Origin of the sequence: Pseudomonas gorinensis (genome assembly GCF_042015035.1) — a bacterium.
GTDB classification, from domain to species: domain Bacteria; phylum Pseudomonadota; class Gammaproteobacteria; order Pseudomonadales; family Pseudomonadaceae; genus Aquipseudomonas; species Aquipseudomonas gorinensis.
On record NZ_CP167125.1, the window covers coordinates 1,441,534 to 1,465,798 of the forward strand.

Here is a 24,265-nt window from a genome sequence, read left to right on the forward strand (position 1 = left end):
AAACGAGTGTCCCTGATCGCTTCAGACCACTTCCGCATCGTTGTCGGCCTCGGCAAGAGCGGCATGTCCCTGGTTCGCTTCCTGGCGAACCGGGGCAAGCCGTTTGCCGTGGCCGATACGCGGGAAAATCCACCGGAGCTGGTCACGCTGCGCCGTGACTACCCGCACGTGGAAGTGCGTTGTGGCGAGTTGGATGTGGAGTTTCTGTGCCGTGCCGATGAGCTCTACGTGAGCCCCGGCCTGGCCTTGGCGACACCGGCCCTGCAAGCTGCAGCCGCGCGTGGCGTGAAGCTGTCCGGTGACATCGACCTGTTCGCGCGTCACGCCAAGGCGCCGATCGTGGCCATCAGCGGCTCCAACGCGAAAAGCACCGTGACCACCCTGGTCGGCGAAATGGCGGCTGCGGCCGGCAAGCGCGTGGCGGTGGGCGGCAACCTCGGGACACCGGCGCTGGACCTGCTCAGCGACGACGTCGAGCTGTACGTCATGGAACTTTCGAGCTTCCAGCTGGAGACCACCCACGACCTGGGCGCCGAAGTCGCCACCGTATTGAATGTCAGCGAAGACCACATGGACCGCTACAGCGGCCTGCCGGCCTATCACCTGGCCAAGCACCGGATTTTCCGCGGTGCCAGGCAAGTGGTGGTCAACCGCCAGGATGCCCTGAGCCGTCCGCTGATGGGCGAGGGCTTGCCGTGCTGGACCTTCGGCCTGGGCAAACCCGACTTCAAGGCCTTTGGCATCCGCGAAGAGAACGGCGAGAAATACCTGGCCTTCGAATTCCAGAACCTGATGCCCGTGCGCGAACTGAAAATCCGTGGTGCGCATAACCAGTCCAATGCCCTCGCGGCCTTGGCGCTCGGGCATGCCGTTGGCCTGCCGTTTGACGCCATGCTGTCGAGCCTGCGTTCCTTTGCCGGCCTTGAGCATCGCTGCCAATGGGTGCGTGACCTCGATGGCGTCAGCTATTACAACGATTCCAAGGCCACCAACGTCGGCGCTGCACTGGCCGCCATCGAAGGCCTGGGGGCCGATATCAAGGGCAAGCTGGTGCTGATTGCCGGTGGTGACGGCAAGGGCGCCGACTTCAAGGACCTTAAAGGTCCGGTGGCCGCCCATTGCCGTGCCGTGGTGCTGATGGGCCGCGACGCCGACCTGATCGCCGCCGCTCTGGGGGACGCCGTGCCGCAAGTGCGCGCCACCTCCCTGGACGACGCTATCGCCCAGTGCAAGGCCTTGGCCCAGCCGGGCGATGCGGTGTTGCTGTCGCCGGCCTGTGCGAGTCTCGACATGTTCAAGAACTACGAAGAGCGCGGCCAGTTGTTCGCTCGCGCCGTGGAGGCCTTGGCATGAATATCAACTTGCGCAACATCATCAAGCCGTACCCTTCGCCGATTATTACCGGGCGCGGTATCGACCTGGATTTCCCGATGCTCGCCGGTTGCCTGGCGCTGCTCGGACTGGGCCTGGTGATGATCACCTCGGCGTCTTCCGAAGTGGCCGCCGTGCAGTCGGGCAACACCCTGTACATGATGATCCGTCACCTGGTGTACCTGGTGATCGGCCTCGGGGCGTGCATCGTCACCATGATGATCCCCATCGCCACCTGGCAGCGCCTGGGTTGGCTGATGCTGATCGGTGCCTTCGGCTTGCTGGTCATGGTGATCCTGCCCGGCATTGGCCGTGAGGTGAACGGTTCGATGCGCTGGATCGGCTTCGGTGCATTCAACGTGCAGCCGTCCGAGATCGCCAAGATGTTCGTGGTGATCTACCTCGCCGGTTACCTGGTGCGTCGCCAGAAAGAAGTGCGCGAAAGCTGGATGGGCTTCTTCAAGCCATTCATCGTGCTGCTGCCCATGGCCGGCCTGTTGCTGATGGAACCTGACTTCGGTGCCACCGTCGTGATGATGGGGGCCGCGGCGGCCATGCTGTTCCTCGGCGGCGTGGGCCTGTTCCGCTTCACCTTGATGGTGGTGCTGGCGGTCGCTGCGGTGACCGTGCTGGTACAAGCGCAACCTTACCGGATGGCGCGCCTGATCACCTTCACCGACCCATGGTCCGACCAGTTCGGTTCCGGCTACCAGTTGACCCAGGCGCTGATCGCCTTCGGGCGCGGCGAGTGGCTGGGCGTGGGCCTGGGCAACAGCGTGCAGAAGCAGTTCTACCTGCCGGAAGCGCACACCGACTTCGTGTTCTCGGTGCTTGCCGAAGAGCTTGGCGTGGTCGGTTCGCTGTGTACCGTCGCGCTGTTCGTGTTCGTGTGTGTGCGCGGCATGTACATCGGCCTGTGGGCCGAGAAGGCCAAACAGTATTTTGCCGCTTATGTGGCATATGGCTTGTCGTTCCTGTGGATCGGCCAGTTCCTGATCAATATCGGTGTGAACGTCGGCCTGCTGCCGACCAAGGGCCTGACCTTGCCGTTCCTCAGTTATGGCGGCAGTTCGTTGGTGATTTGCTGCGCCTGCCTGGGGTTATTGCTGCGCATCGAGTGGGAGAGTCGAACCCACCTGGGCAGCGAAGAGATGGAGTTCAGCGAAAGCGACTTCGCCGAGGAGCCGACCCATGGGCGCTAACGTGCTGATCATGGCAGGCGGCACCGGGGGCCACGTGTTCCCGGCCCTGGCTTGTGCCCGCGAATTCCAGAACCGTGGCTACACCGTGCACTGGCTGGGGACGCCGCGTGGCATTGAAAACGAACTGGTGCCGAATGCCGGGCTGCCGCTGCACCTGATCAACGTCAGCGGCCTGCGAGGCAAGGGCAAGTTGTCTTTGCTCAAGGCGCCGTTCGTGTTGCTCAAGGCGGTGTGGCAGGCGCGCAAGGTCATTCGTGAATTGAAGCCGGTGTGTGTGCTTGGCTTTGGCGGCTATGTGACAGGCCCTGGCGGTGTTGCCGCGAAGCTCGCGGGAGTGCCGGTGATCGTGCATGAGCAGAACGCGGTGGCCGGCACGGCCAACCGTTTGCTCGTGCCTTTGGCGGCGCGGGTGTGTGAAGCGTTCCCCAACACCTTCAGTGCCTCGGACAAACGTCGCACCACCGGTAACCCGGTGCGCACCGAGCTGTTCATGGCCATCGCCCGTGAAGCATTGGCCGGGCGCAAGGCGCACCTGCTGGTCCTGGGCGGAAGCCTGGGTGCCGAGCCGCTGAACAAATTGCTGCCGGAAGCGGTGGCGCAATTGCCTGTGCAATTGCGCCCGGAAATCTTCCACCAGGCGGGCAAGCATCACGATGAAGTGACCGCCGCGCGTTATCGCGAGGCAGGTGTGGAGGCCAATGTGCAGCCCTTCATCAAGGACATGGCCCATGCCTATGGCTGGGCCGACCTGGTGGTCTGTCGCGCTGGTGCGCTGACCGTCAGTGAACTGGCCGCTGCCGGGCTGCCGTCGTTACTGGTGCCTTTGCCCCATGCGATCGACGATCACCAGACCCGCAACGCCGAATATTTGGCCGGGGAGGGCGCTGCCTTCCTGCTGCCGCAAAGAACGACTGGCGCCGCCGATTTGGCCGCACGCCTGACCGAGGTTTTGATGCAACCGGAACGACTCAACAGCATGGCGAGCACCGCAAGCCGCCTGGCCAAGCCTGACGCAACCCGCACCGTGGTCGATATCTGCCTGGAGGTGGCCCATGGTTGAGAATCAGAAAGCCATGCCGCAACCAGAGATGCGCCGCATCCGCCGCATCCACTTCGTCGGTATCGGCGGCGTGGGCATGTGCGGTATTGCCGAGGTGTTGCTGAACCTCGGCTACCAGGTGTCGGGCTCCGACTTGAAAGAGTCGCCGGTCACCGATCGCCTGAAGTCCTTTGGCGCACAGATTTTTATCGGCCACCGCGCCGAGAACGCCACCGAGGCTGACGTGCTGGTAGTGTCCAGCGCTGTGAACACGTCCAACCCGGAAGTGGCCACCGCCCTTGAGCGCCGCATTCCCGTGGTGCCACGCGCCGAGATGCTGGCCGAGCTGATGCGCTATCGCCACGGCATCGCCGTTGCCGGCACCCACGGCAAGACCACCACCACCAGCCTCATTGCCTCGGTGTTCGCGGCCGGTGGCCTGGACCCGACCTTCGTCATCGGTGGCCGCCTGAATGCAGCCGGCACCAATGCCCAGCTCGGCACCAGCCGCTACCTGATCGCCGAAGCCGACGAAAGCGATGCCAGCTTCCTGCACCTGCAACCGCTGGTGGCCGTGGTCACCAATATCGACGCCGACCACATGGCGACCTACGACGGTGACTTCAACAAGTTGAAGAAAACCTTCGTCGAGTTCCTGCACAACCTGCCGTTCTATGGGCTGGCGGTGGTGTGCCTGGATGATCCGGTGGTGCGTGAAATCCTGCCCCTGGTCAAGCGCCCGACCGTGACCTACGGCTTCAGCGAAGACGCCGACGTGCGCGCGATCAATGTGCGCCAGGAAGGCATGCAAACCTTCTTTACCGTGCTGCGTCCCGACCGCGAGCCACTGGACGTGTCGGTGAACATGCCGGGCAACCACAACGTGCTCAATTCCCTGGCGACCATCTGCATCGCTTCTGACGAGGGCGTCAGCGATGAGGCCATCGTCGAAGGCCTGTCGTGCTTTGCCGGCGTGGGCCGTCGCTTCCAGGTCTACGGCCAGTTGCCGGTGGAAGGTGGCGACGTGATGCTGGTGGACGACTACGGCCACCACCCGACCGAAGTCGCCGCCGTGATCAAGGCCGTGCGTGGTGGCTGGCCGGAGCGTCGCCTGGTGATGGTCTACCAGCCGCACCGCTACAGCCGTACCCGCGACCTGTACGACGATTTCGTCAATGTATTGGCCGATGCCAACGTGCTGCTCTTGATGGAAGTCTACCCAGCCGGTGAAGAGCCGATCCCGGGTGCCGACAGCCGCAAGCTGTGCAACAGCATCCGTCAGCGTGGCCAGTTGGACCCGATCTACATCGAGCGCGGCGTGGACCTGGCGCCGATCGTCAAGCCGTTGCTGCGTGCCGGCGATATCCTGCTGTGCCAGGGTGCCGGTGATATTGGCGGCCTTGCGCCGAAATTGCTCGCCAGCCCGCTGTTTGCAGCTGCGCAGGGGAAGTCGAAATGACCGTGAATTACGACGCCCTGTTCTCTACCATCGCGCCTGCCGACTTCGGCCGCGTGGCGGTATTGTTCGGCGGCAAGAGCGCCGAGCGCGAAGTGTCGCTCAAGTCCGGCAATGCCGTGCTTGAAGCCCTGCAAAGCGCCGGCGTGAATGCGTTCGGGATCGACGTGGGCGATGACTTCCTCGCCCGCCTGCAGGCCGAGAAGATCGACCGCGCCTTTATCATCCTGCACGGTCGTGGCGGTGAAGATGGCAGCATGCAGGGCCTGCTGGAGTGCGCAGGCATTCCTTACACCGGCAGCGGTATCCTGGCTTCCGCGCTGGCGATGGACAAGTTGCGCACCAAGCAGGTGTGGCACAGCCTGGGTATTCCAACCCCGCGCCACAGTGTCCTGTGCAGCGAAGACGATTGTATTTCCGCAGCCAAGGAACTGGGCCTGCCTTTGATCGTCAAACCAGCCCATGAAGGCTCCAGTATCGGCATGGCCAAAGTGAACTCGGCCGCCGAATTGATCGACGCATGGAAAGCGGCAAGTACCTACGATTCGCAAGTGTTGGTGGAACAGTGGATCCAGGGTCCCGAGTACACCATCGCCACCCTGCGTGGCCAGGTATTGCCGCCCATCGCATTGGGCACGCCCCACACCTTTTACGACTACGACGCCAAGTACCTGGCTTCCGATACCCAGTACCGGATCCCGTGCGGCCTTGACGCAACCAAAGAACAGGAATTGATGGACCTCACGGCGAAAGCCTGTGAGGCGCTGGGTATCGCCGGTTGGGCGCGGGCAGACGTGATGCAGGATGACCAAGGGAATTTCTGGTTCCTGGAAGTCAACACCGCACCGGGTATGACCGACCACAGCCTGGTCCCTATGGCCGCTCGCGCCGCCGGTCTGGATTTCCAGCAGTTGGTGCTGGCCATTCTCGCAGCAAGCATTGAGGCTCGAGGCTAAGACATGAAAGGCGCATCGCTTCGTCATCAGCCCCCCGCACCCGGCCGCAAGCCGGTGCCACGGGGTGCCAGTCGAATGGTGGCTAAAGAGCCGATGTCGGCGCGCCTGCCGAAAGCCAACTTTGGTTTTATCAAGGCGCTGTTCTGGCCGGTGCTGCTGGTGGTGCTGGGCTTCGGCACTTACGAAGGCGCACAGCGTCTATTGCCGTATGCCGACCGGCCGATCACCAAGATCAGCGTGCAGGGCGACTTGAGCTACATCAGCCAGCAAGCGGTGCAGCAGCGCATCGGGCCGTTCCTCGTCGCGAGCTTCTTCACCATCGACCTGGCCGGCATGCGCCGGGAGCTGGAACAGATGCCGTGGATCGCCCATGCCGAAGTCCGTCGCGTCTGGCCGGACCAGGTGACGATCCGCCTGGAAGAACAACTGCCCGTGGCCCGTTGGGGTGACGAAGCGCTGTTGAACAACCAGGGCCAGGCGTTCACGCCGCGTGAGCTGGCCAACTACGAACACCTGCCGCAGTTGTTCGGGCCGCAGCGGGCGCAACAGCAAGTGATGCAGCAGTACCAGGCCTTGAGCCAGATGCTGCGGCCACTGGGCTTCTCCATTGCACGCCTGGAACTGCGTGAGCGGGGCAGCTGGTTTTTGACGACCGGGGCAGGCAGTTCCGGCCCGGGCATCGAGTTGTTGCTGGGACGCGACCACCTGGTGGAAAAGATGCGCCGCTTCATCGCCATCTATGACAAGACCTTGAAAGAACAGATTACGAACATTGCGAGCGTCGACCTGCGTTACGCCAACGGCCTTGCCGTCGGCTGGCGTGAACCGGCTGCGCCCACGGCAGCGCAACCCGCTGTCGCGAAGAATTAAGAAGAGGCAGGACCCATGGCAAACGTGCAAAGCGGCAAAATGATCGTCGGTCTCGATATCGGCACCTCCAAGGTGGTGGCGCTGGTGGGCGAGGTCGGGGAAGACGGCACGATCGAAATCGTCGGTATTGGCACGCATCCGTCCCGGGGCCTGAAGAAGGGCGTGGTGGTGAACATCGAGTCCACCGTGCAATCGATCCAGCGCGCCATTGAAGAAGCGCAGCTGATGGCCGGTTGCCGGATTCACTCGGCGTTCGTCGGCGTGGCCGGCAACCATATCCGCAGCCTGAACTCCCACGGCATCGTGGCGATCCGCGACCGTGAAGTCAGCTCGGCTGACCTCGAGCGCGTGCTCGACGCCGCCCAGGCCGTGGCGATCCCGGCTGACCAGCGCGTGTTGCACACCCTGCCGCAGGACTACGTGATCGACAACCAGGAAGGCGTGCGCGAGCCCCTGGGCATGTCGGGCGTACGCCTGGAGGCCAAGGTCCACGTGGTGACCTGCGCCGTCAACGCCGCGCAGAACATTGAGAAGTGCGTGCGCCGCTGCGGCCTGGAAATCGACGACATCATCCTTGAGCAACTGGCTTCGGCCTACTCGGTACTGACCGACGACGAAAAAGAACTGGGCGTATGCCTGGTGGACATCGGCGGCGGCACCACCGACATCGCGATCTTCACCGAGGGTGCGATCCGTCACACCGCTGTGATCCCGATTGCTGGCGACCAGGTCACCAACGACATCGCCATGGCGCTGCGTACACCGACCCAGTACGCCGAAGAAATCAAGATTCGCTACGCCTGCGCCCTGGCCAAGCTGGCGGGTGCCGGTGAGACCATCAAGGTGCCAAGCGTGGGCGACCGTCCACCGCGCGAACTGTCGCGCCAGGCCTTGGCCGAAGTGGTCGAACCACGCTACGACGAGCTCTTCACCCTGATCCAGGCTGAACTGCGCCGCAGCGGCTACGAAGATTTGATCCCGGCCGGCATCGTGCTGACCGGTGGTACCTCGAAGATGGAAGGCGCGGTCGAACTGGCCGAGGAAATCTTCCATATGCCGGTGCGCCTGGGCGTGCCCCATGGCGTCAAGGGCTTGGGCGATGTTGTGCGCAACCCGATTTATTCCACCGGTGTGGGCTTGCTGTTGTACGGGCTGCAAAAGCAGACCGATGGCATTTCCCTGTCGGGCCCGAGCAACCGAGACAGCTACCGCAGCGACGACGAAGCCAAAGCGCCGTTGTTCGAGCGGTTGCAGGCTTGGATCAAAGGCAATTTCTAACGAATTACCGCAACACCGCAACACGGCAAAAAAGCAGTAGGCGAAAAAACTAGAGAAAACGAAAGGAGAGGGAACATGTTCGAACTCGTAGACAACATCCCCGCCAGCCCGGTCATCAAAGTGATCGGTGTCGGCGGTGGCGGCGGCAACGCTGTCAACCATATGGTCAAGAGCAACATTGAAGGCGTTGAATTCATCTGCGCCAACACTGATGCCCAGGCGCTGAAAAGCATCGGCGCGCGGACCATCCTGCAATTGGGCACAGCCGTGACCAAGGGCCTCGGCGCTGGCGCCAATCCGGAAGTCGGCCGTCAAGCCGCCCTGGAAGACCGCGAGCGTATTGCTGAAGTGCTGCAAGGCACCAACATGGTGTTCATCACCACTGGCATGGGCGGCGGTACCGGTACCGGTGCGGCGCCAATCATTGCCGAAGTGGCCAAGGAAATGGGGATCCTGACGGTTGCCGTCGTGACCCGTCCGTTCCCGTTCGAAGGCCGCAAGCGCATGCAGATCGCCGACGAAGGTATCCGTCTGCTGTCTGAAAGCGTTGACTCGTTGATCACCATCCCCAACGAGAAATTGCTGACCATCCTGGGCAAGGACGCGAGCCTGCTGTCCGCGTTTGCCAAGGCTGACGATGTACTGGCCGGTGCCGTTCGCGGTATTTCCGACATCATCAAGCGCCCGGGCATGATCAACGTCGACTTTGCCGACGTACGTACTGTCATGAGCGAAATGGGCATGGCGATGATGGGCACTGGCTGCGCCAGCGGTCCGAACCGTGCACGCGAAGCCACTGAAGCGGCCATCCGCAACCCGCTGCTGGAAGACGTGAACCTGCAAGGCGCACGCGGCATCCTGGTGAACATCACCGCCGGTCCTGACCTGTCCCTGGGTGAGTACTCCGACGTAGGTAGCATCATCGAAGCCTTCGCTTCCGAGCACGCAATGGTCAAGGTCGGTACCGTTATCGATCCGGACATGCGCGATGAACTGCACGTGACCGTGGTTGCAACTGGCCTGGGCGCGAAAATCGAGAAGCCTGTGAAGGTCATCGACAATACCGTTCATACCAGCCACGCCAGCCAGTCGGCTGCCGCTCCAGCGCCTTCGCGCCAGGAACTGCCGTCGGTGAACTACCGTGACCTGGATCGTCCGACCGTGATGCGCAACCAGGCTCAGGCCGGTGCTGCGGCGTCCCGTAGCCCGAATCCGCAAGATGACCTGGACTACCTGGACATCCCGGCTTTCCTGCGTCGTCAGGCCGATTAATGGAATGTATCAGGGCTATGAAGGTGATTGGTGTTCAGCAAAGGTCTGGTCTGCTATTATCGCCAGCCTTTGTTGATACCAGTTCGCAATTTGCGCTGAAGCGGTCCAAGCCATGATTAAACAACGCACCCTGAAGAATATTATTCGTGCCACAGGTGTAGGTCTGCACTCCGGGGAGAAGGTATACCTGACCCTCAAGCCTGCACCTGTCGACACCGGCATCGTGTTTGTGCGTGCCGACCTGGACCCTGTGGTGCAGATTCCTGCTCGCGCGGAAAATGTTGGCGAAACCACGATGTCGACCACGTTGGTCAACGGTGACGTCAAAGTGGACACGGTGGAGCACTTGCTCTCGGCCATGGCCGGTTTGGGCATCGATAACGCCTACGTCGAGCTCTCCGCGTCCGAAGTCCCGATCATGGATGGCAGCGCTGGACCCTTCGTATTCTTGATTCAATCTGCCGGCCTGGAAGAACAGGACGCAGCCAAGAAGTTCATACGCATTCTGCGGGAAGTGACAGTAGAAGACGGCGACAAGCGCGCCACCTTCGTCCCGTTCGAAGGCTTTAAAGTGAGCTTTGAGATCGATTTCGACCACCCGGTATTCCGTGACCGCACCCAAAGTGCAAGCGTGGATTTTTCCAGCACTTCGTTCGTAAAAGAAGTCAGCCGCGCCCGTACCTTTGGTTTCATGAGTGACATCGAGTACCTGCGCAAGCACAACCTCGCACTCGGCGGCAGCGTTGAAAACGCCATTGTGGTCGACGCGGATGGTGTACTGAACGAAGACGGCCTTCGCTATGAAGACGAATTCGTGAAGCACAAGATCCTCGATGCAATCGGTGACCTCTACCTGCTGGGCAATAGCCTGATAGGCGAGTTCAAAGGCTTCAAGTCGGGCCACGCCCTTAACAACCAGCTGCTGCGCAAGTTGATTGAGCAGACAGACGCTTGGGAAGTCGTGACCTTCGAAGATGCCAGCACCGCACCGATCTCTTACATGCGTCCCGTTGCGGCGGTGTAAGTAACAACTCTCTTTCTTTAGTTTTGAAAGGCTGCCTTCGGGTGGCCTTTTTTTATGTCGGTTGCAACAGCGCCGCCCCCTGTAGGAGCGAGCTTGCTCGCGAAAAACCTGAGTGCGCCGCAATAAACCTGGTGCCCGCGTTATCGTTGACGTTCTTCGCGAGCAAGCTCGCTCCTACAGGGGCTAGGTTGCGGCATCGACAATGCAGTTTCGGCCACTGTGCTTGGCTTCATACAGCGCCTGGTCCGCACTCAGCATCAACGCCTCCAATGACATGCGGCTGCGTTTGTCCCAGGTGCTCATGCCGATGCTGACGGTAATCGGCCGTTCATCTTCCGCCACCCGTGGCAAGTGCTCGACGCTGCTGCGGATATGCTCGGCGATCAGCCAGGCGCCCTTGGCGTCGGTGTCGGGCAGCACCACCGCGAATTCCTCCCCGCCATAGCGCGCCGCCAGGTCAGCCGGTCGGCGGATATTGTTGCCGATCACCTGGGCCACGGTGCGCAACGCTTCGTCGCCGCCACTGTGGCCATGGCGGTCGTTGAACGCCTTGAAGTGGTCCACGTCGATCATCAGCAGTGTCAGCGGTTCTGTGGAGCGTTGGGCGCGATCCCATTCCAGACGCAGGCGCTCGTCAAGGACGCGGCGGTTGGGCAGGCCCGTCAGGGCATCGGTGGCTGCTTGTTCTGACAGCACTCTCTCCGCACGATAGCGCCGGCGCAGTTCCCGGCGCAGCATCCAGGTGAGCCACAACAGGCCGATACACAGGATGCCCGTGGCGCCGCTGGTGAGCAGCGCGACACGTTTCCAGGGGGCGAATACGTCTTCACTGGGGAGCGCCACCACCACGATCAGCGGCAGTTCGCCGACATTGGTGAACGTGAACAGGCGCTCCTTGCCGCTGATGGCGGAGATGGCCTGGAAGCTGCCGCTTCCATCGCGCAGCATGCGTTTGAAGTTCGGTCGCTCGCTCAGGTCTTTGTCGATCATGTCGCGTTCAAGCAAAGGTTGCTGGGCCAGCAGGATGCCTTTGTTGTTCAGCAGGTTGACGCTGCTGCCGTTGCCGATCGTCAGGGTGCTGAACAACTGGTCGAAATACGCCAGGCGCATGGTGGCGACCGCGACGCCGGCGAACTCACCATTGGGCCCCGACACGCGCCGGCTGAATGCGATGCGCCAGACCTGGTCGCAGTCGCAATGGATCTTGAACGGTCGGCTGATAAACAAGCCCGCCTGGGCGTCCTTGGCATGCACCTGGAAATAATCACGATTGGCAAAATTGCGCGGAGTGGGCTGCAGGGTCGAGGAGTCGGCGATCACCGCTCCGGTGGCATCCAACAACAGCACCTCACCCTTGAAAGGTGCCGCCATGGACAAGTCAAACTGCACCAGGTGGCGGATATTCGCGGCAACCTGTGACAGGTCCTCACGTTGCGTGGCGGTAATCAGTCCCTTGAGGGCCAGGTCGTATAACTCGACGTTTCGCAGCACATCGGCATTGATCAGTTGGGCAATGTTGGTGGTTGAACGCTTGGCCGCCTGCAAGGTGCTGGCGTGTTCGCGGATCAACAGTGCGGCGACGATGATCACAATCAGGACGACGGTGAGGCCGCTGCCCAGCATCAGCAATAGTTCGGGGTGTGCAGGTGAGGTGCGAGTAGGGCGTGGGCTCATCGGGCAGACTTCAGCGGTGACGATGCTGGCAGTTTAGTTCTACCCGATGAAAATTAAATACTTGGTTAAAAAGAAACTGTGCGCGTCAAAACATGTTGATCGGATAGTCGACGATCACCCGGTACTCATCCACATCCCGATCCACCGCCGAGTAACCCTGGCCGCCACGGTTGGTCGCCCATTGCAGGCGCACCGCCAGGTCCTTGGCCTTGCCGCCTTGCACCACATACTTCAGGTCGACATCCCGTTCCCAGTGCCTGGCGTCTTTGCCGTCTGCGCTGTACCAGGCGCTGTAGCCACGACTTTGCGGGTCGACCTTGGTCAGGTCGGTCTTGCCGCTGATGTAGGACACCGCCGAGGTCAAGCCCGGCATGCCGAGGCCGACGAAGTCATAGGCGTACTTGAGCTTCCACGAGCGTTCGTTGGGGCCGTTGAAGTCCGAGTACTGCTGGGAGTTGTCCAGGTACACGCTGTCGCCCTGGGTGATGTAGTCGAACGGCGTGTTGCCGTTGACCCGCTGGTAGGCGGCGGTGACGCTGTGGTTGCCCACGCCCACGGTGAAATGCAGGCTGTAGGTGTTGTTGTCGATGGCACCGAGCAGCGACTGGCCGGTGTCCTGGGTGTGGTAATAGTGCAGACCCGGGTTGAGGCTGACCTGCTCGTTCAGCGCGTAGGTGTAGTCCAGGTCGTAGTAGTACTGGTGCCACACGTCCTTGAGTTCAGAGGCGTAGAGATTGCTGGTCAGACCCGGGATGGCGCTGAACGACACACCGGCCCAATCCAGGTGCTGGTTGTCGGCATGGTCCGGCAGTGCGCCGTAGCTGGTGCCGATGCGCTGATGGCCGCTCTGGTTGTAGAGCTTGGTGAAACTGGCCTGGCCGCCTTCGAGCATCCAGCCGTCGAAGCTGTGGTTGACCAGGCTCACGCCACGGAAGGTCTGCGGCAGCATGCGGGTCATGCCGCCGGCAATCACCGGGTTGTTGAGGAACAGGTCGCCCGCTTTCACCTCGGTGTCGAACGCCCGTATCTTCAAGGTACCGCCCGCCGTGGAGAACGAGCCGGGTGCCTTGCCGTTGCCGCTGCCATACGGAAGGATGCTGGAACCGTCGGTGCCGCCACCCCCGTCGAGCTTGAGGCCGAGCATGGCGTGGGCGTCCAGGCCGAAACCAACGGTGCCCTGGGTGTAGCCGGATTCGAAGGTGCCGAGAAAGCCCTGGCCCCACTCCTTGCTGTCATCGGTATGAAGATCGCGACGGTCGCGGTTCATGTAGTAGTTGCGGGTGTTGATATTGAGGTGGGCGCCTTCGACAAAACCGTCGGCGGGAGGCGCGTCTGCTGCATGGGCAAGAGGGACGATCGTTGCGGTAATCGCGAGAAATAACGGGGTGAACGTCAGCGAGTTCTTCACCGGTGGAGCTCCTTGGGTCAATCGGAAACGGCCAATGTCGTGGGGGTGTGCCTGGCCTTTTTTTACGGCAAAAAAAAGCCGCTGAAGTCAGCGGCTTTAAGACAGATTCCCAGTGTAGAGCCCTGGAAATATGTCGAGGGAAATTCGGGTAAGCGGGTCAGCTGTCTTTGCCGTCGCGCTCATCGATGCGTCAAATTAACGCAGGCGAGCGGTACGATACAGAGTGTAACAAGATAATGACTGTTGCCGAAATCGCAACAGTAGTGAGGGCCAAGCCCTAATACTTGTCAGTTAAAAGATAGAACGAGCAAACAGTCACCTTGTGGCGAACGGGCTTGTTGTGGCGAGCGGGCTTGCCCCGCGTTGGGCTGCGAAGCAGCCCCAAAACCAGGCACTGCGGTGTGTCAGTTAAAAACACATCGCCTGTAATGGGGCTGCTAAGCAGCCCAACGCGGGGCAAGCCCGCTCGCCACAGTCACAGTCACAGTTACAGTTACAGTTACAGTCACAGTTACAGTGTTCCTCCTTGACTGACTGGCATTAGGGCAAGCCCCCTCCCACATGTGACCGAGGTGTTTTCAAGATTTAGATTGGCAGGGTGATGCCAAAGGTATTGCCACCGGGCTCGTTGCGTACGAACACGTCGCCGCCATGCATCAGCGCAATCGCCTTGACGATGGCCAGGCCCAAACCGTGATTCGCCCCGCTGTTGCTGCGCGACGCGTCCACCCGATAGAAGCGTTCGAACAGCCGTGGCAGGTGTTCGCTGGCAATCACTTCGCCGGGGTTGGTCACGCCGATCGTCACCTGATGTTCCAGCACTTCGATGTTCACGTCGATCACCTGCCCAGGCGCGGTGTGCTGCACTGCATTGCTCAGCAGGTTGATCAGCGCTCGGCGCAGGTGGGCTTTTTCGATCTGCACCTGGGCGTCGCCGTGGACCTGCACCTGGACCTGAGCGTCTTCGAGGATGAAGTCCAGGTAGTCGAGGGTGGTGGCAACCTCGTCGGCCAATGAGCTTTCAATCAGCTTGGTGGCCTTGCTGCCCTGGTCGGCGCTGGCGAGGAACAGCATGTCGTTGATGATCGAACGCAGGCGTTCCAATTCTTCGAGGTTGGATTGCAGTACCTCGAAATAATGTTCGGCCGAACGTCCGCGTGTCAGGGCAACCTGGGTCTGGCCGATCAGGTTGGTCAACGGCGAACGCAGCTCGTGGGCGACGTCGGCGTTGAACGACTCCAGGCGTGAGTAAGCCTGCTCTACGCGGTCGAGGGTGGCGTTGAACGAGTTGACGAACTGACTCAGTTCCGGCGGCAGCGGCGACAGTTGCAGGCGCCCGGAGAGCTTCGGCGGTGCCAGCTTCTGTGCTTCATCCGAGAGTTTGCTCAGCGGCTTGAGGCCAATGCGCGACACCCAGAACCCCAGCAGCGACGCCAGTACCACGCCGACCAGTGCCAGGCTCACCAACGCCACCAGCAGATGGTGCTGGGTGGCACGGAAGTTATCGGTGTCGATGGCGATCATGAAACGCAGCGGCGGGCGTTGGTCCTTGGCCGGGAACTGGCTCACCAGTACCTTGAACGGGTATTCGCGCCCCGGCAGGCGCAGATCGCGCTTACCCGTCGGGCCTTCGGCGAAGGCGCGGATCAGCGCATCGGGGTTGCCATACTCGTAGTTCGGATCGCTGCTGACGACCCAAAAACGGATACGTTTGTCTTCCTCACCCAATAATTTGAGCTTGGCTTGAATCTTCGCCCAATGGTCCGGTGTACCGAAGCGGTTCACAGAGGATTCCAACACGCTGTAGCGCGCGTCCAGCTCCGCCCCGGGTAGCAGGCCCAGGCTGCGGTCCACCTGCTGATACAGCGCGCCGCCGATCAACAGGAAGATCAGCGCCGCCACGAGGGTGAACAGGCTGCTCAGACGCAGGGCAATGGAGTTAGCCGACACTGCGATTCTCCAGCACATAGCCCATGCCGCGAATGGTGTGCAGCAGCTTGTGTTCGAACGGCCCGTCGAGTTTGGCGCGCAGGCGCTTGATCGCCACTTCCACCACGTTGGCGTCGCTGTCGAAATTGATGTCCCAGACCATTTCTGCAATCGATGTCTTGGAGAGGATCTCGCCCTGGCGCCGCGCTAACACACTGAGCAGCGAGAACTCCTTGGCGGTCAGGTCCAGGCGCACGCCGTTGCGGCTGGCCTTGCGGCTGATCAGGTCGATCCACAGGTCGGCGACCGTCACTTGCACCGGCTCGTGGCCGCCGCTGCGGCGGGTCAGGGCTTGCAGGCGCGCCACCAGTTCGAGGAATGAAAACGGTTTGCCGAGGTAATCGTCGGCACCTTCGCGTAGCCCGCGGATACGGTCTTCCACGCGTTCACGGGCGGTCAGCATGATCACCGGTGTCTGCTTGCGCGCGCGCAACGCCCGCAACACGCCAAAGCCGTCGAGGCCAGGCAGCATCACGTCGAGCACGATCACCGCGTAATCGTTTTCCAGCGCCAGGTGCAAACCCTCGACGCCTTCGCGGGCCACGTCGACGGTGTAGCCTTGCTCCGTCAGGCCGCGGTGCAGGTAGTCGGCGGTTTTTTCTTCATCTTCAACAATCAATACGCGCATGAGCCTTTTGCTCCAGGGCGGTGCCTTGGCCTCAGTGTGTGGTCGCCAGCTCGGCAGCTGGTTTGGGCCGGTGGAAAAACTTTTCGAGGTACAAGTATATGACCGGTGTGGTGAACAACGTCAGCGCCTGGCTCACCAGCAACCCGCCGACCACCGCGATGCCCAGCGGCTGGCGCATTTCCGCGCCAGGGCCGGCACCGAGCATCAACGGCACGGCGCCGAGCAGGGCGGCGAGGGTGGTCATGATGATGGGCCGGAACCGTGTGACGCAGGCTTCATAGATCGCCTCCTCCGGCGATAGCCCGCGTACGCGCTGGGCTTCCAGGGCGAAGTCGATCATCAGGATGCCGTTCTTCTTCACGATCCCGATCAGCAGTACCAGGCCGATCAGGGCCATGATCGAAAAGTCCTGGCCCATCAGCGACAGCATGATCAGTGCGCCCAACCCCGCCGACGGCAAGGTCGAGATAATCGTCAGCGGATGCACGAAGCTCTCGTACAGCACGCCGAGAATGATGTAGACCGCCACCAGTGCCGCCAGGATCAGCCACGGTTGGCTGGCCAGCGAACTCTGGAACGCCTGGGCCGCGCCCTGGAAGTTACCAATGATGGTGGCCGGCATGCCGATTTCATTCTTGGCCTGGTTGAGCATGATCACCGCATCCCCCAGCGCCACGCCGGGGGCGAGGTTGAACGACAGGTTGGCGGCCGGGAACATGCCGTCGTGGCTGATGGACAAGGGCCCTACGGTCGGCGGGTCGACCTTGGCCACTGCCGCCAACGGCACCATCTCATTGGTCAGCGGCGAGCGCAGGTAGAAGTAGTTCAGGCTTTCGGCCTTGCCGCGTTGCTGGGTGTCCAACTCCAGCACCACCTGGTACTGGTTGATCTCGGTCTGGAACTCTTTGATCTGACGTTGGCCGAAGGCGTCGTACAGCGCCTGGTCGACATCGGTGGCGGTCAGTCCGAACCGTGCGGTGGCCTGACGGTCGATGCTGATGTGGGTAATGCTGCCACCCAGTTGCAGGTCGTTGGACAGGTCGCGAAACGCCGGGTTGGCGCGCAGTTTTTCGGTGAGGCGTTGGGTCCAGGTATTCAGCGTCGGGCCGTCGTTGCTCTTGAGCACGTACTGGTATTGGGCGCGGCTCGGGCCGGAACTGAGGTTGATGTCCTGGCCGGCGCGCAGGTACAGCACGATGCCGGGCACCTTGGCCAGTTTCGGGCGGATGCGGTCGATGAACTGGCTGGCGGACACATCGCGATCACCGCGGTCTTTCAAGGCGATCCAGAACCGCCCGTTGGCAATGGTCTGGTTGCTGCCGGTCACCCCCACCGAGTGGGAAAACGCCTCGACCGCCGGGTCGTCCTTGACGATCTCGGCCAGGGCCTTGTGCTTGGCGACCATGTCCGGGTACGACACGTCGGCTGCCGCTTCGCTGGTGCCGAGCACGAAGCCTGTGTCTTGCACCGGAAAGAAACCCTTGGGAATAAACACATAGCCGACCACGGCCAGGGCCAGGGTCACCACGAAAATGACGCCCATCGTGCGTTGATGGGCCAGGGCGCGGCGCAGGGTGCGTGCATAGCCGGCCAGCAGGCGTTCACTGAAGCTGGGTTTGTCGTGGGCAGGATGGGTTGGGGCGCGCATGAACAGCGCCGCCAGGGTAGGCGCCAGCGTCAACGAGACCACCACCGAAATCAGGATGGTCGAGGTCGCCGTCAGCGCGAACTCCTTGAACAACCGTCCGACCACGCCGCCCATGAACAGCAGCGGGATAAACGCCGCCACCAGCGAGAAGCTGATGGACACCACGGTAAAGCCAATCTCGCCGGCGCCCTTGATCGCTGCTTCGCGCTTGTCCAGCCCGGCTTCGAGGTGGCGGTGAATGTTTTCCACCACCACGATGGCATCGTCCACCACAAAGCCCACGGCGATCACGATCGCCACCAGGGTCAGGTTGTTCAGGCTGAAGCCCATCAGGTACATCAGCGCAAAACTGGCGATCAGTGACACGCCGAGCACGCTGGACACAATCATTGTGGCGGACAACTGGCGCAGGAACAGCGCCATCACCGCCACCACCAGCAAGATGGCGATCAGCAGGGTGACTTCCACCTCATGCAAGGACGCACGGATGGTCTTGGTGCGGTCGCTCAATACACTGACCTGCACGGATGCCGGCAACATGGCTTGCAGGCGCGGCAGTTCCGATTGGATGCGGTCGACGGTCTCGACGATATTCGCGCCAGGCTGGCGCGAGATCACCAGGTTGACCCCCGGCGTGTCACCGGACCAGGCCTGCACGTAGGCGTTTTCCGAACCGTTGATGACTTTGGCGATATCGCGCAGTTGTACCGGCGCGCCGTCCTTGTAGGACACGATCAGTTGGGCGTAGTCCTCGGGATGGAACAACTGGTCGTTGGCCGACAGGGTCGACACGCTGTTTTTCCCGTAGATCGCGCCTTTGGCCAGGTTCAGGCTCGATTGCTGGATGGCCACGCGGATGTCGGCCAGGGTCAGGCCAATCGCGGCCAGTTTATCCGGTGAGGCCTGCACGCGAATTGCCGGACGTTGTTGGCCGGTGATGTTGATCTGGCCGACGCCGTCGATCTGGCTGATCTGGCGCGCCAGCAGGGTTTCCACGTAGTCGCTCAGCTCGGTGCTGGGCATGCTGTCGGAGCTGACGCTGAGGATCAGCACCGGGCTGTCGGCCGGGTTGACCTTTTTCCAGGTCGGCAGGCTCGGCATATCGCTGGGCAGTTTGCCGGACGCGGTATTGATCGCCGCCTGCACTTCCTGGGCGGCGGTGTCGATGCTCTTGTTGAGGGTGAATTGCAGGGTCAGGAGGCTGGAGCCCAGGGCACTGCTGGAGGTCATCTGGGTCATGCCGGGGATGGCGCTGAATTGCACCTCCAAGGGCGTGGCCACGGACGAGGCCATGGTGTCCGGGCTGGCGCCGGGCAGTTGCGCGGTGACTTGGATCGTCGGAAATTCCGCTTCCGGCAACGGCGCGATGGCCAGGCGCGGGAAGGCAATGATCCCAAGCAGCACCAGGGCAAACGTCAGCAGCAGGGTGGCGACGGGGTGGTCGACGCACCAGGCCGAAGGTGAACGGCTGCCGTTCATGGCTGCACCTTGGCGTCGACGGTCTGGATCGTTTGTGGCGGGTCTTTGAGCACCTCCACCTGGGCGCCGGCCTTGAGGCGCGACTGGCCATCACTGACCAGCACATCACCGGCCTGCACGCCCGTGATGAGGTTGACGTCGCTGTTCTGGTAGGTCACTTGCACCGGCACGATCTCGACCTTGTCGCCGTTGACCCGGTACACGAAGTGGGAGTCCAGGCCGCGTTGCACCACGGTGGGCGGCACCACCAGCGCGTTCTTGTCGAGGGCGGTCTGGATCTTGATGGTCACCAGTTGCCCGGGCCACAAGCGTTGCGAGGGGTTGTTGAACTCGGCCTTGGCCCGCAGGGTGCCGGTGGTGGAGCTGATCTGGTTGTCGATCAGGCTCAAGTGGCCTTCGCCGAGCAGGTCGCCGGTCTGGCCGTCGGTGTCGGCGCCCAGGTAGGCGTCGACGCTGGCCTGGGTCGGCGCGGCGATCAGGCCTTGCAGGGTGGGCAGCATCTGTTGCGGCAGGGAAAACTCGACGGCGATCGGGTCGATCTGAGTGACCGAGAACAAGCCCTGGGCATCGCTTGTGCGCAGGAAGTTACCTTCATCTACCGTGCGGATACCCACGCGACCGCTGACTGGCGAGCGGATCTGGGTGTAGGAAAGCTGAACTTTCGCCGCGTCAATTGCAGCCTGGTTTCCCTGCGCGGTGGCCTTGAGCTGGTTGACCAGGGCTTGTTGCTGGTCGTAGGTCTGCTTGGACACGCCGTCGTCGATGCTCAGTTCCTTGTAGCGCTTGAGGTTGATCAGCGCCACTTGCAGTTGCGCCTGGTTTTCCCCCAACTGCGCCTTGGCCTGGTCGAGGCTGGCACGGATCGAGCGGTCATCAATGGTGGCGAGCAGATCACCGGCCTTCACCGGTTGGCCTTCCTTGACCAGTAATTGGGTGAGGATGCCGTCGACCTGGGGACGGATCACCACACTGTGCAATGACAATACCGTGCCGATCCCACTGACAAAGCGCGGGACGTCCTGTTGCACCACCTTCACCACCCGCACCGGGATCGCCGTCGGCGCAGCCAGCCTGGTCTTGGCCGGCCGGCCCAGGGCCCAGGCGACAATGGCCAGCACCACCAGGACACCGACGATCAGGGCAGTTTTACGTTGAATTTGCATGGAGTGGCGCGCCAGGGCAAAGAGTGGGAAGAGTGTAGGGGCTTTATAGCGCGCCAACCCGGTCAGCAAGGTGACTGCTAACTGACAGCGCTGTCAGTAAACTCCGACCATTCGTACAGGTGGTGGTTAAAGATCCGAAGGGCGCAGGTATACTGCGCGCCAGTGTGGCCCGCAAGTCGGCCCCGCATCATTTTTTGCACGCTCCGGAGCTTCCATGAATTCCCCGACACAACCCCCTGTTGAAGCGACCGACATCGTCGATCCGGCCAGCGCCGAAAGCGTTGAGAAGACCGAGATCCCGGCGTTCAAGTTTCCGTTCAAGCCGGGTGAACTGGCCGGGGCGAAAAATGCGGCCCAGCCTTGGTACAAGAACGGCGCCAAGAACGGCCACACCAAGTCGCCGGGCATGGCGCCACCGGGGACGCGTCGTTCAATGGGTAAACGCTGAGACTAACAAGTCGCACGCTGTGTCGACTATTGCCTACAGCGCGTGCTGATATTTCTGCTTGTAGGTCCGCGTCTATTTCTTGAAAGCTTGCACGACATTTGCTCCACCCCGGTCGGCTTTTACCGGGGGGCGGGGCGTGGTGAGGCTGGTTTTCCGGAAAAGGACGTCCCCGTGACCCTGAGACACCGCTGTGTGGCGCATACCTTATGGCTGTTGAGTGTGGTGTTCTGCACGGCAGCGGCGGGTGACCCACCCCGTCATGAAATTCGCTTCGCCGTCGCCGCACAATTTCCCCCGTTCCAAAGCCGCAATCAGCAAGGCCAACTGGTCGGGCTGAATATCGAACTGGGCAACGCTTTATGCCTGCAACTGAATGTGCGCTGTACCTGGGTCGACCAGGTGCTTGTGGAGAACTTTCCGGCCCTGGATGCCCACCAATTCGATGCGATCATGGGCATAGCCCAGACGTCGAAGCGGCGGCAATGGGCGAACTTCACCGAAGACCTCTATCCGTTCACCACACGCCTGGTGGCCCGAAAATCATCGGGCCTGCTGCCCAGCGTGCGGTCCTTGAAAGGCAAGTGTGTCGGCGTATTGGTGGGGAGCAACCGCGAAGCCTTTGCCCTGGCGCAGTGGGCGCCGAAAGGCGTTATCGTCAAGGGCTTCTGGCGCAATGATGAGCTGGTACGCAGCCTGGTGGCAGGCGATATCGATGCCACGCTGCAAGGCACCGTGGAAATTCGCGAAGCCTTGCTCGACAGCGCCGAGGGCCAGGATTTCGATTTCCTCGGGCCCGCGGTTTCCGGGGAATTGCTGGGCAGCGGTGTGGCGATCGCCGTGCGCAAGCCTGACACCGCGTTGCGCAATGAGCTGAACGGCGCGTTGGAGCAACTGATGCACAACGGCGAATACCAGCGGATCATCCAGCCTTACCGCCTGGACGCCCCATTCCCCTCGCCGTGATGGCTAATAATTGCGCGGAACATGCGCTGGGAATGTCGCCCGCTATCGTGAGCGGGCCTGAAAGGCTAAGCCGCTCGCAACGGGATGAACGCATAATTGGCCGGCACCTCGGTGGCAATCTGCGCCCCGGCGTCGAGCAGCTGTTCGGCGATGTCCATCCCCGACACATGAAACACCCACTCATTGGCCACGCTCGGCTGTTCCGCCGCCCGCTCGATCGCCTGGGCAAACGCGCCCATGTCCGGCAGGTATGCGGTAAACCCATCGCCCTTGAGCGCCGTGGTCCGAATACCCAGCAAGGCGCACACCGCCTCCTTGGTCTGCACATCGTCACGGTCGGCCTGGCGCGAGCGGCGGATCAGTTCCGCCAGTTCCAGGTCCATCAACTCACCGCCGACGATCAGCGCCGGGCCCTGTTCCCAGGATTCCGGCGGGCAATCCTTGGCAGCCGGGTTCAGCGGGATATGCGGGTTGATCTCCATCGGGTAGATGCGGCACACCAGTGGCCGGCGCTCATAGATGCGACACAGGTTGTCTTCGTCAAGATTCCGGCAGCGTCCAGCGTTGTAGGCGGCAAATGTGATGGCCACGAACGCTTCGGTATTGCCGCTGGGCACCACCACTGATCGGCGTTCTGCGTGTTCACGTTGTGGCTGGGGCAGGCCCAGGCCATTGCCGAGAAAACCCTCCACCAGAACGATGACATTACCGCCGTCAGCCGCCCACTGTCGGGCTTCTTCGAGGGTCAGGGGGACGTGGTGGTCGGTGCAGCATTTGCCGCAACCGACACAGGAAAAATGAGTGTTCATGGCGGAACTGTCACCAGGCAAGGTCAGAAGGCACGCTCGAACGGCGACGGGTTATGACCTCTTTCCACCATTCAATGACTCTGGAAGCAAGTTATGCGCCAGCCTCTGTCAGTCCTCGACGACCACATCCCGCAGTACGAAGACCATGCCCGTACTTTCATACAGCTTGCGCGCGCGCAGGTTGCTTTCCAGTACCTTGAGATCCACATAGGGTTCACCGCGCTGCTTGAACACTTGGAAGGCATGCAGCAACAGGGCCCGGCCCAGCCCTTGGCCCTGGGCGCAAGGGTGAACTGAAAGGTTCTTGATGAAGGCGCTGGTCCAGCATTGGGCCACGCCGAGAACGCCTTCGCCGTTACTGGCGACCAGGCAGAGCGTGGGGTCGAATTCGGCATCGGTAATGAATTGGTGCCGCCAGGTTTCCAGCTGGGCGACGCGGCCACCGCCCTGGGCCTGGGTCATGCGCAATACCGCATGAATGGCCGGGGCCAGGTCGTCGCGATAATGATCCAACACCGTCCCGGCCGGCCATTGCGGCGCGGGCAGGCTGCCGGTGAGGTCGCGGCGTAGCAGCTGGAAATACTCGGCCACCGCCTACAGGCCTTTTTCGGCCACGGCCTTGGCGGCGACGACCAGGCACTTGGTCAGTTCCGGCGAGGAGAATTTGGTCAGCACTGCGTTGGCTCCGGCCAGGCGGGCTTTTTCGCTGTTCATTGCACTGTCCAGGGAGGTGTGCAACAGCACATAGAGGTCCTGGAAGTCCGGGGTTTCGCGCAAGGTACGGGTGAGGGCGTAGCCGTCCATCTCGGACATCTCGATGTCCGAGACCACCACATTGATCTGTTCGACCGTGCCTTGCAGCTCCAGCAACACGTCGATGGCTTCCTTGGCACTGCGTGCGGTATGGCAGGTCAGGCCGAGGTTGCGCAGGGTGTGCACCGATTGTTGCAATGCCACTTGGCTGTCATCGACCACCAGAATCCGCGCGTTGCCGAGCACTTCGGCCTCTTCCATGGTCAAGTCGGTCGGTGCCACTTCAATCGGCGCCGGCGCGATGGCGTGGATGACTTTTTCGATGTCCAGCACCTGCACCAGCCCGCCTTCCACCTGCGTGACCCCGGTGATAAACGAGCGGTTGCCGCCCGAACCGTAGGGTGGCGGGCGGATATCGGTGGTCAGGCAATGCACGATCTTGCTTACCGCCTGCACATGCAGGCCCTGTTTGGAACGGCTGACGTCTGTGACGATCAGGCAACCACCGTCCGGGTCGGCCAGGGGCATTTCCCCCAGGGCACGGCTCAGGTCGATCACCGACAGCGAGGCCCCGCGCAAGGTGGCGATACCCTTCACATGGGGGTGGGACTCCGGCAGCTTGGTCAGCGGCGGGCAGGGGATGATTTCACTGACTTTCAGCAGGTTGATAGCCATCAGCTTGCCGCTACGCAAGGTAAAGAGCAGAAGCGAGAGTGAGTCTGCGCGGGCTTTAGTGGTGGACATAAAAACCTTCTGTGAATCAAGGATGACGAACTTCTATTGAGGGTTATCGACTTGGGCGGGCCAGGCTTTAACCGGATTTTGTGCTGGGGTG

The 24,265-nt window shown here is 61.8% G+C and carries 20 protein-coding genes; 11 read left to right on the plus strand and 9 right to left on the minus strand.

The features are described 5' to 3' along the window. Positions 1-6: 6 nt before the first annotated feature. The 9 genes from murD (at position 7) to lpxC (ending at position 10,468) form a co-directional block, all read left to right on the plus strand. Entirely contained in the window at positions 7-1,353 is a 1,347-nt protein-coding gene (gene murD, locus AB7933_RS06545; protein ID WP_024073516.1) for a UDP-N-acetylmuramoyl-L-alanine--D-glutamate ligase, read from the plus strand. Then, entirely contained in the window at positions 1,350-2,573 is a 1,224-nt protein-coding gene (ftsW, locus tag AB7933_RS06550) for a putative lipid II flippase FtsW (RefSeq protein ID WP_375156317.1), read from the plus strand. Before murD ends, ftsW begins: the two co-directional genes overlap by 4 nt. Next, positions 2,563-3,633, plus strand: a complete 1,071-nt coding sequence (murG, locus tag AB7933_RS06555; protein WP_024073518.1) for an undecaprenyldiphospho-muramoylpentapeptide beta-N-acetylglucosaminyltransferase — start codon at positions 2,563-2,565, stop codon at positions 3,631-3,633. Before ftsW ends, murG begins: the two co-directional genes overlap by 11 nt. Beyond that, positions 3,626-5,071 carry a UDP-N-acetylmuramate--L-alanine ligase gene (gene murC, locus AB7933_RS06560; protein ID WP_024073519.1) on the plus strand — a complete coding sequence of 482 codons (1,446 nt, stop codon included), beginning with the start codon at positions 3,626-3,628 and terminating at the stop codon, positions 5,069-5,071. The genes murG and murC overlap by 8 nt, the downstream gene beginning before the upstream one ends. Next, positions 5,068-6,024 (plus strand): D-alanine--D-alanine ligase, encoded by a 957-nt coding sequence (locus tag AB7933_RS06565; RefSeq protein ID WP_024073520.1) that lies wholly within the window; start codon positions 5,068-5,070, stop codon positions 6,022-6,024. The genes murC and AB7933_RS06565 overlap by 4 nt, the downstream gene beginning before the upstream one ends. A 3-nt stretch (positions 6,025-6,027) precedes the next feature. Continuing rightward, the gene (locus AB7933_RS06570; RefSeq protein ID WP_024073521.1) at positions 6,028-6,894 is read left to right on the plus strand and encodes a cell division protein FtsQ/DivIB; all 867 of its coding nucleotides are present in this window, start codon (positions 6,028-6,030) and stop codon (positions 6,892-6,894) included. A 15-nt stretch (positions 6,895-6,909) separates the two neighbouring features. Next, positions 6,910-8,172 (plus strand): cell division protein FtsA, encoded by a 1,263-nt coding sequence (ftsA, locus tag AB7933_RS06575; RefSeq protein WP_024073522.1) that lies wholly within the window; start codon positions 6,910-6,912, stop codon positions 8,170-8,172. A gap of 75 nt (positions 8,173-8,247) precedes the next feature. Next, a complete protein-coding gene (gene ftsZ / locus AB7933_RS06580) occupies positions 8,248-9,444 on the plus strand; it encodes a cell division protein FtsZ (protein ID WP_024073523.1) in 1,197 nt (398 codons plus the stop codon). A gap of 112 nt (positions 9,445-9,556) precedes the next feature. Then, positions 9,557-10,468: a UDP-3-O-acyl-N-acetylglucosamine deacetylase gene (gene lpxC, locus AB7933_RS06585; RefSeq protein ID WP_003171886.1), complete on the plus strand. Its 912-nt coding sequence runs from the start codon at positions 9,557-9,559 to the stop codon at positions 10,466-10,468. A 183-nt stretch (positions 10,469-10,651) separates the two neighbouring features. Here lpxC and AB7933_RS06590 read toward each other — a convergent pair whose 3' ends face one another. The 6 genes from AB7933_RS06590 to AB7933_RS06615 form a co-directional block, all read right to left on the minus strand. Beyond that, positions 10,652-12,142 (minus strand): GGDEF domain-containing protein, encoded by a 1,491-nt coding sequence (locus AB7933_RS06590; protein WP_024073524.1) that lies wholly within the window; start codon positions 12,140-12,142, stop codon positions 10,652-10,654. An 85-nt stretch (positions 12,143-12,227) separates the two neighbouring features. Then, entirely contained in the window at positions 12,228-13,550 is a 1,323-nt protein-coding gene (locus AB7933_RS06595; protein WP_024073525.1) for an OprD family porin, read from the minus strand. Positions 13,551-14,135: 585 nt separating this feature from the next. Then, the gene (locus tag AB7933_RS06600; RefSeq protein ID WP_024073526.1) at positions 14,136-15,500 is read right to left on the minus strand and encodes a heavy metal sensor histidine kinase; all 1,365 of its coding nucleotides are present in this window, start codon (positions 15,498-15,500) and stop codon (positions 14,136-14,138) included. After that, complete coding sequence (locus tag AB7933_RS06605) at positions 15,490-16,167, minus strand: heavy metal response regulator transcription factor (protein WP_024073527.1); 678 nt, start codon at positions 16,165-16,167, stop codon at positions 15,490-15,492. Before AB7933_RS06605 ends, AB7933_RS06600 begins: the two co-directional genes overlap by 11 nt. A gap of 31 nt (positions 16,168-16,198) precedes the next feature. Beyond that, positions 16,199-19,294 carry a multidrug efflux RND transporter permease subunit gene (locus AB7933_RS06610; RefSeq protein WP_024073528.1) on the minus strand — a complete coding sequence of 1,032 codons (3,096 nt, stop codon included), beginning with the start codon at positions 19,292-19,294 and terminating at the stop codon, positions 16,199-16,201. Continuing rightward, positions 19,291-20,457 carry an efflux RND transporter periplasmic adaptor subunit gene (locus AB7933_RS06615; RefSeq protein ID WP_041160846.1) on the minus strand — a complete coding sequence of 389 codons (1,167 nt, stop codon included), beginning with the start codon at positions 20,455-20,457 and terminating at the stop codon, positions 19,291-19,293. The genes AB7933_RS06610 and AB7933_RS06615 overlap by 4 nt, the downstream gene beginning before the upstream one ends. Before the next feature lie 214 nt (positions 20,458-20,671). Here AB7933_RS06615 and AB7933_RS06620 point away from each other — a divergent pair, with 214 nt between their 5' ends. Beyond that, on the plus strand, positions 20,672-20,905 hold the full coding sequence (locus AB7933_RS06620; protein WP_024073530.1) for a hypothetical protein: 234 nt from the start codon (positions 20,672-20,674) through the stop codon (positions 20,903-20,905). A gap of 177 nt (positions 20,906-21,082) precedes the next feature. Beyond that, entirely contained in the window at positions 21,083-21,868 is a 786-nt protein-coding gene (locus AB7933_RS06625; RefSeq protein WP_219730539.1) for a transporter substrate-binding domain-containing protein, read from the plus strand. 65 nt (positions 21,869-21,933) lie between these two features. Here AB7933_RS06625 and AB7933_RS06630 read toward each other — a convergent pair whose 3' ends face one another. The 3 genes from AB7933_RS06630 to AB7933_RS06640 form a co-directional block, all read right to left on the minus strand. Then, a complete protein-coding gene (locus AB7933_RS06630) occupies positions 21,934-22,677 on the minus strand; it encodes a YkgJ family cysteine cluster protein (protein WP_024073532.1) in 744 nt (247 codons plus the stop codon). Positions 22,678-22,785: 108 nt separating this feature from the next. After that, complete coding sequence (locus tag AB7933_RS06635) at positions 22,786-23,268, minus strand: GNAT family N-acetyltransferase (protein ID WP_024073533.1); 483 nt, start codon at positions 23,266-23,268, stop codon at positions 22,786-22,788. A gap of 3 nt (positions 23,269-23,271) precedes the next feature. Then, complete coding sequence (locus tag AB7933_RS06640) at positions 23,272-24,174, minus strand: chemotaxis protein CheV (RefSeq protein WP_024073534.1); 903 nt, start codon at positions 24,172-24,174, stop codon at positions 23,272-23,274. Between the last annotated feature and the right edge of the window lie 91 nt (positions 24,175-24,265).

Coding starts and splice junctions, on each gene's coding strand:
- AB7933_RS06590 (WP_024073524.1), bottom strand. CDS start 12,142: ATGAGCCCACGCCCTACTCGCACCTCACCTGCACACCCCGAACTATTG.
- murC (WP_024073519.1), top strand. CDS start 3,626: ATGGTTGAGAATCAGAAAGCCATGCCGCAACCAGAGATGCGCCGCATC.
- lpxC (WP_003171886.1), top strand. CDS start 9,557: ATGATTAAACAACGCACCCTGAAGAATATTATTCGTGCCACAGGTGTA.
- AB7933_RS06615 (WP_041160846.1), bottom strand. CDS start 20,457: ATGCAAATTCAACGTAAAACTGCCCTGATCGTCGGTGTCCTGGTGGTG.
- AB7933_RS06630 (WP_024073532.1), bottom strand. CDS start 22,677: ATGAACACTCATTTTTCCTGTGTCGGTTGCGGCAAATGCTGCACCGAC.
- AB7933_RS06565 (WP_024073520.1), top strand. CDS start 5,068: ATGACCGTGAATTACGACGCCCTGTTCTCTACCATCGCGCCTGCCGAC.
- murG (WP_024073518.1), top strand. CDS start 2,563: ATGGGCGCTAACGTGCTGATCATGGCAGGCGGCACCGGGGGCCACGTG.
- ftsW (WP_375156317.1), top strand. CDS start 1,350: ATGAATATCAACTTGCGCAACATCATCAAGCCGTACCCTTCGCCGATT.
- AB7933_RS06570 (WP_024073521.1), top strand. CDS start 6,028: ATGAAAGGCGCATCGCTTCGTCATCAGCCCCCCGCACCCGGCCGCAAG.
- ftsZ (WP_024073523.1), top strand. CDS start 8,248: ATGTTCGAACTCGTAGACAACATCCCCGCCAGCCCGGTCATCAAAGTG.
- AB7933_RS06620 (WP_024073530.1), top strand. CDS start 20,672: ATGAATTCCCCGACACAACCCCCTGTTGAAGCGACCGACATCGTCGAT.
- AB7933_RS06605 (WP_024073527.1), bottom strand. CDS start 16,167: ATGCGCGTATTGATTGTTGAAGATGAAGAAAAAACCGCCGACTACCTG.
- AB7933_RS06640 (WP_024073534.1), bottom strand. CDS start 24,174: ATGTCCACCACTAAAGCCCGCGCAGACTCACTCTCGCTTCTGCTCTTT.
- ftsA (WP_024073522.1), top strand. CDS start 6,910: ATGGCAAACGTGCAAAGCGGCAAAATGATCGTCGGTCTCGATATCGGC.
- AB7933_RS06610 (WP_024073528.1), bottom strand. CDS start 19,294: ATGAACGGCAGCCGTTCACCTTCGGCCTGGTGCGTCGACCACCCCGTC.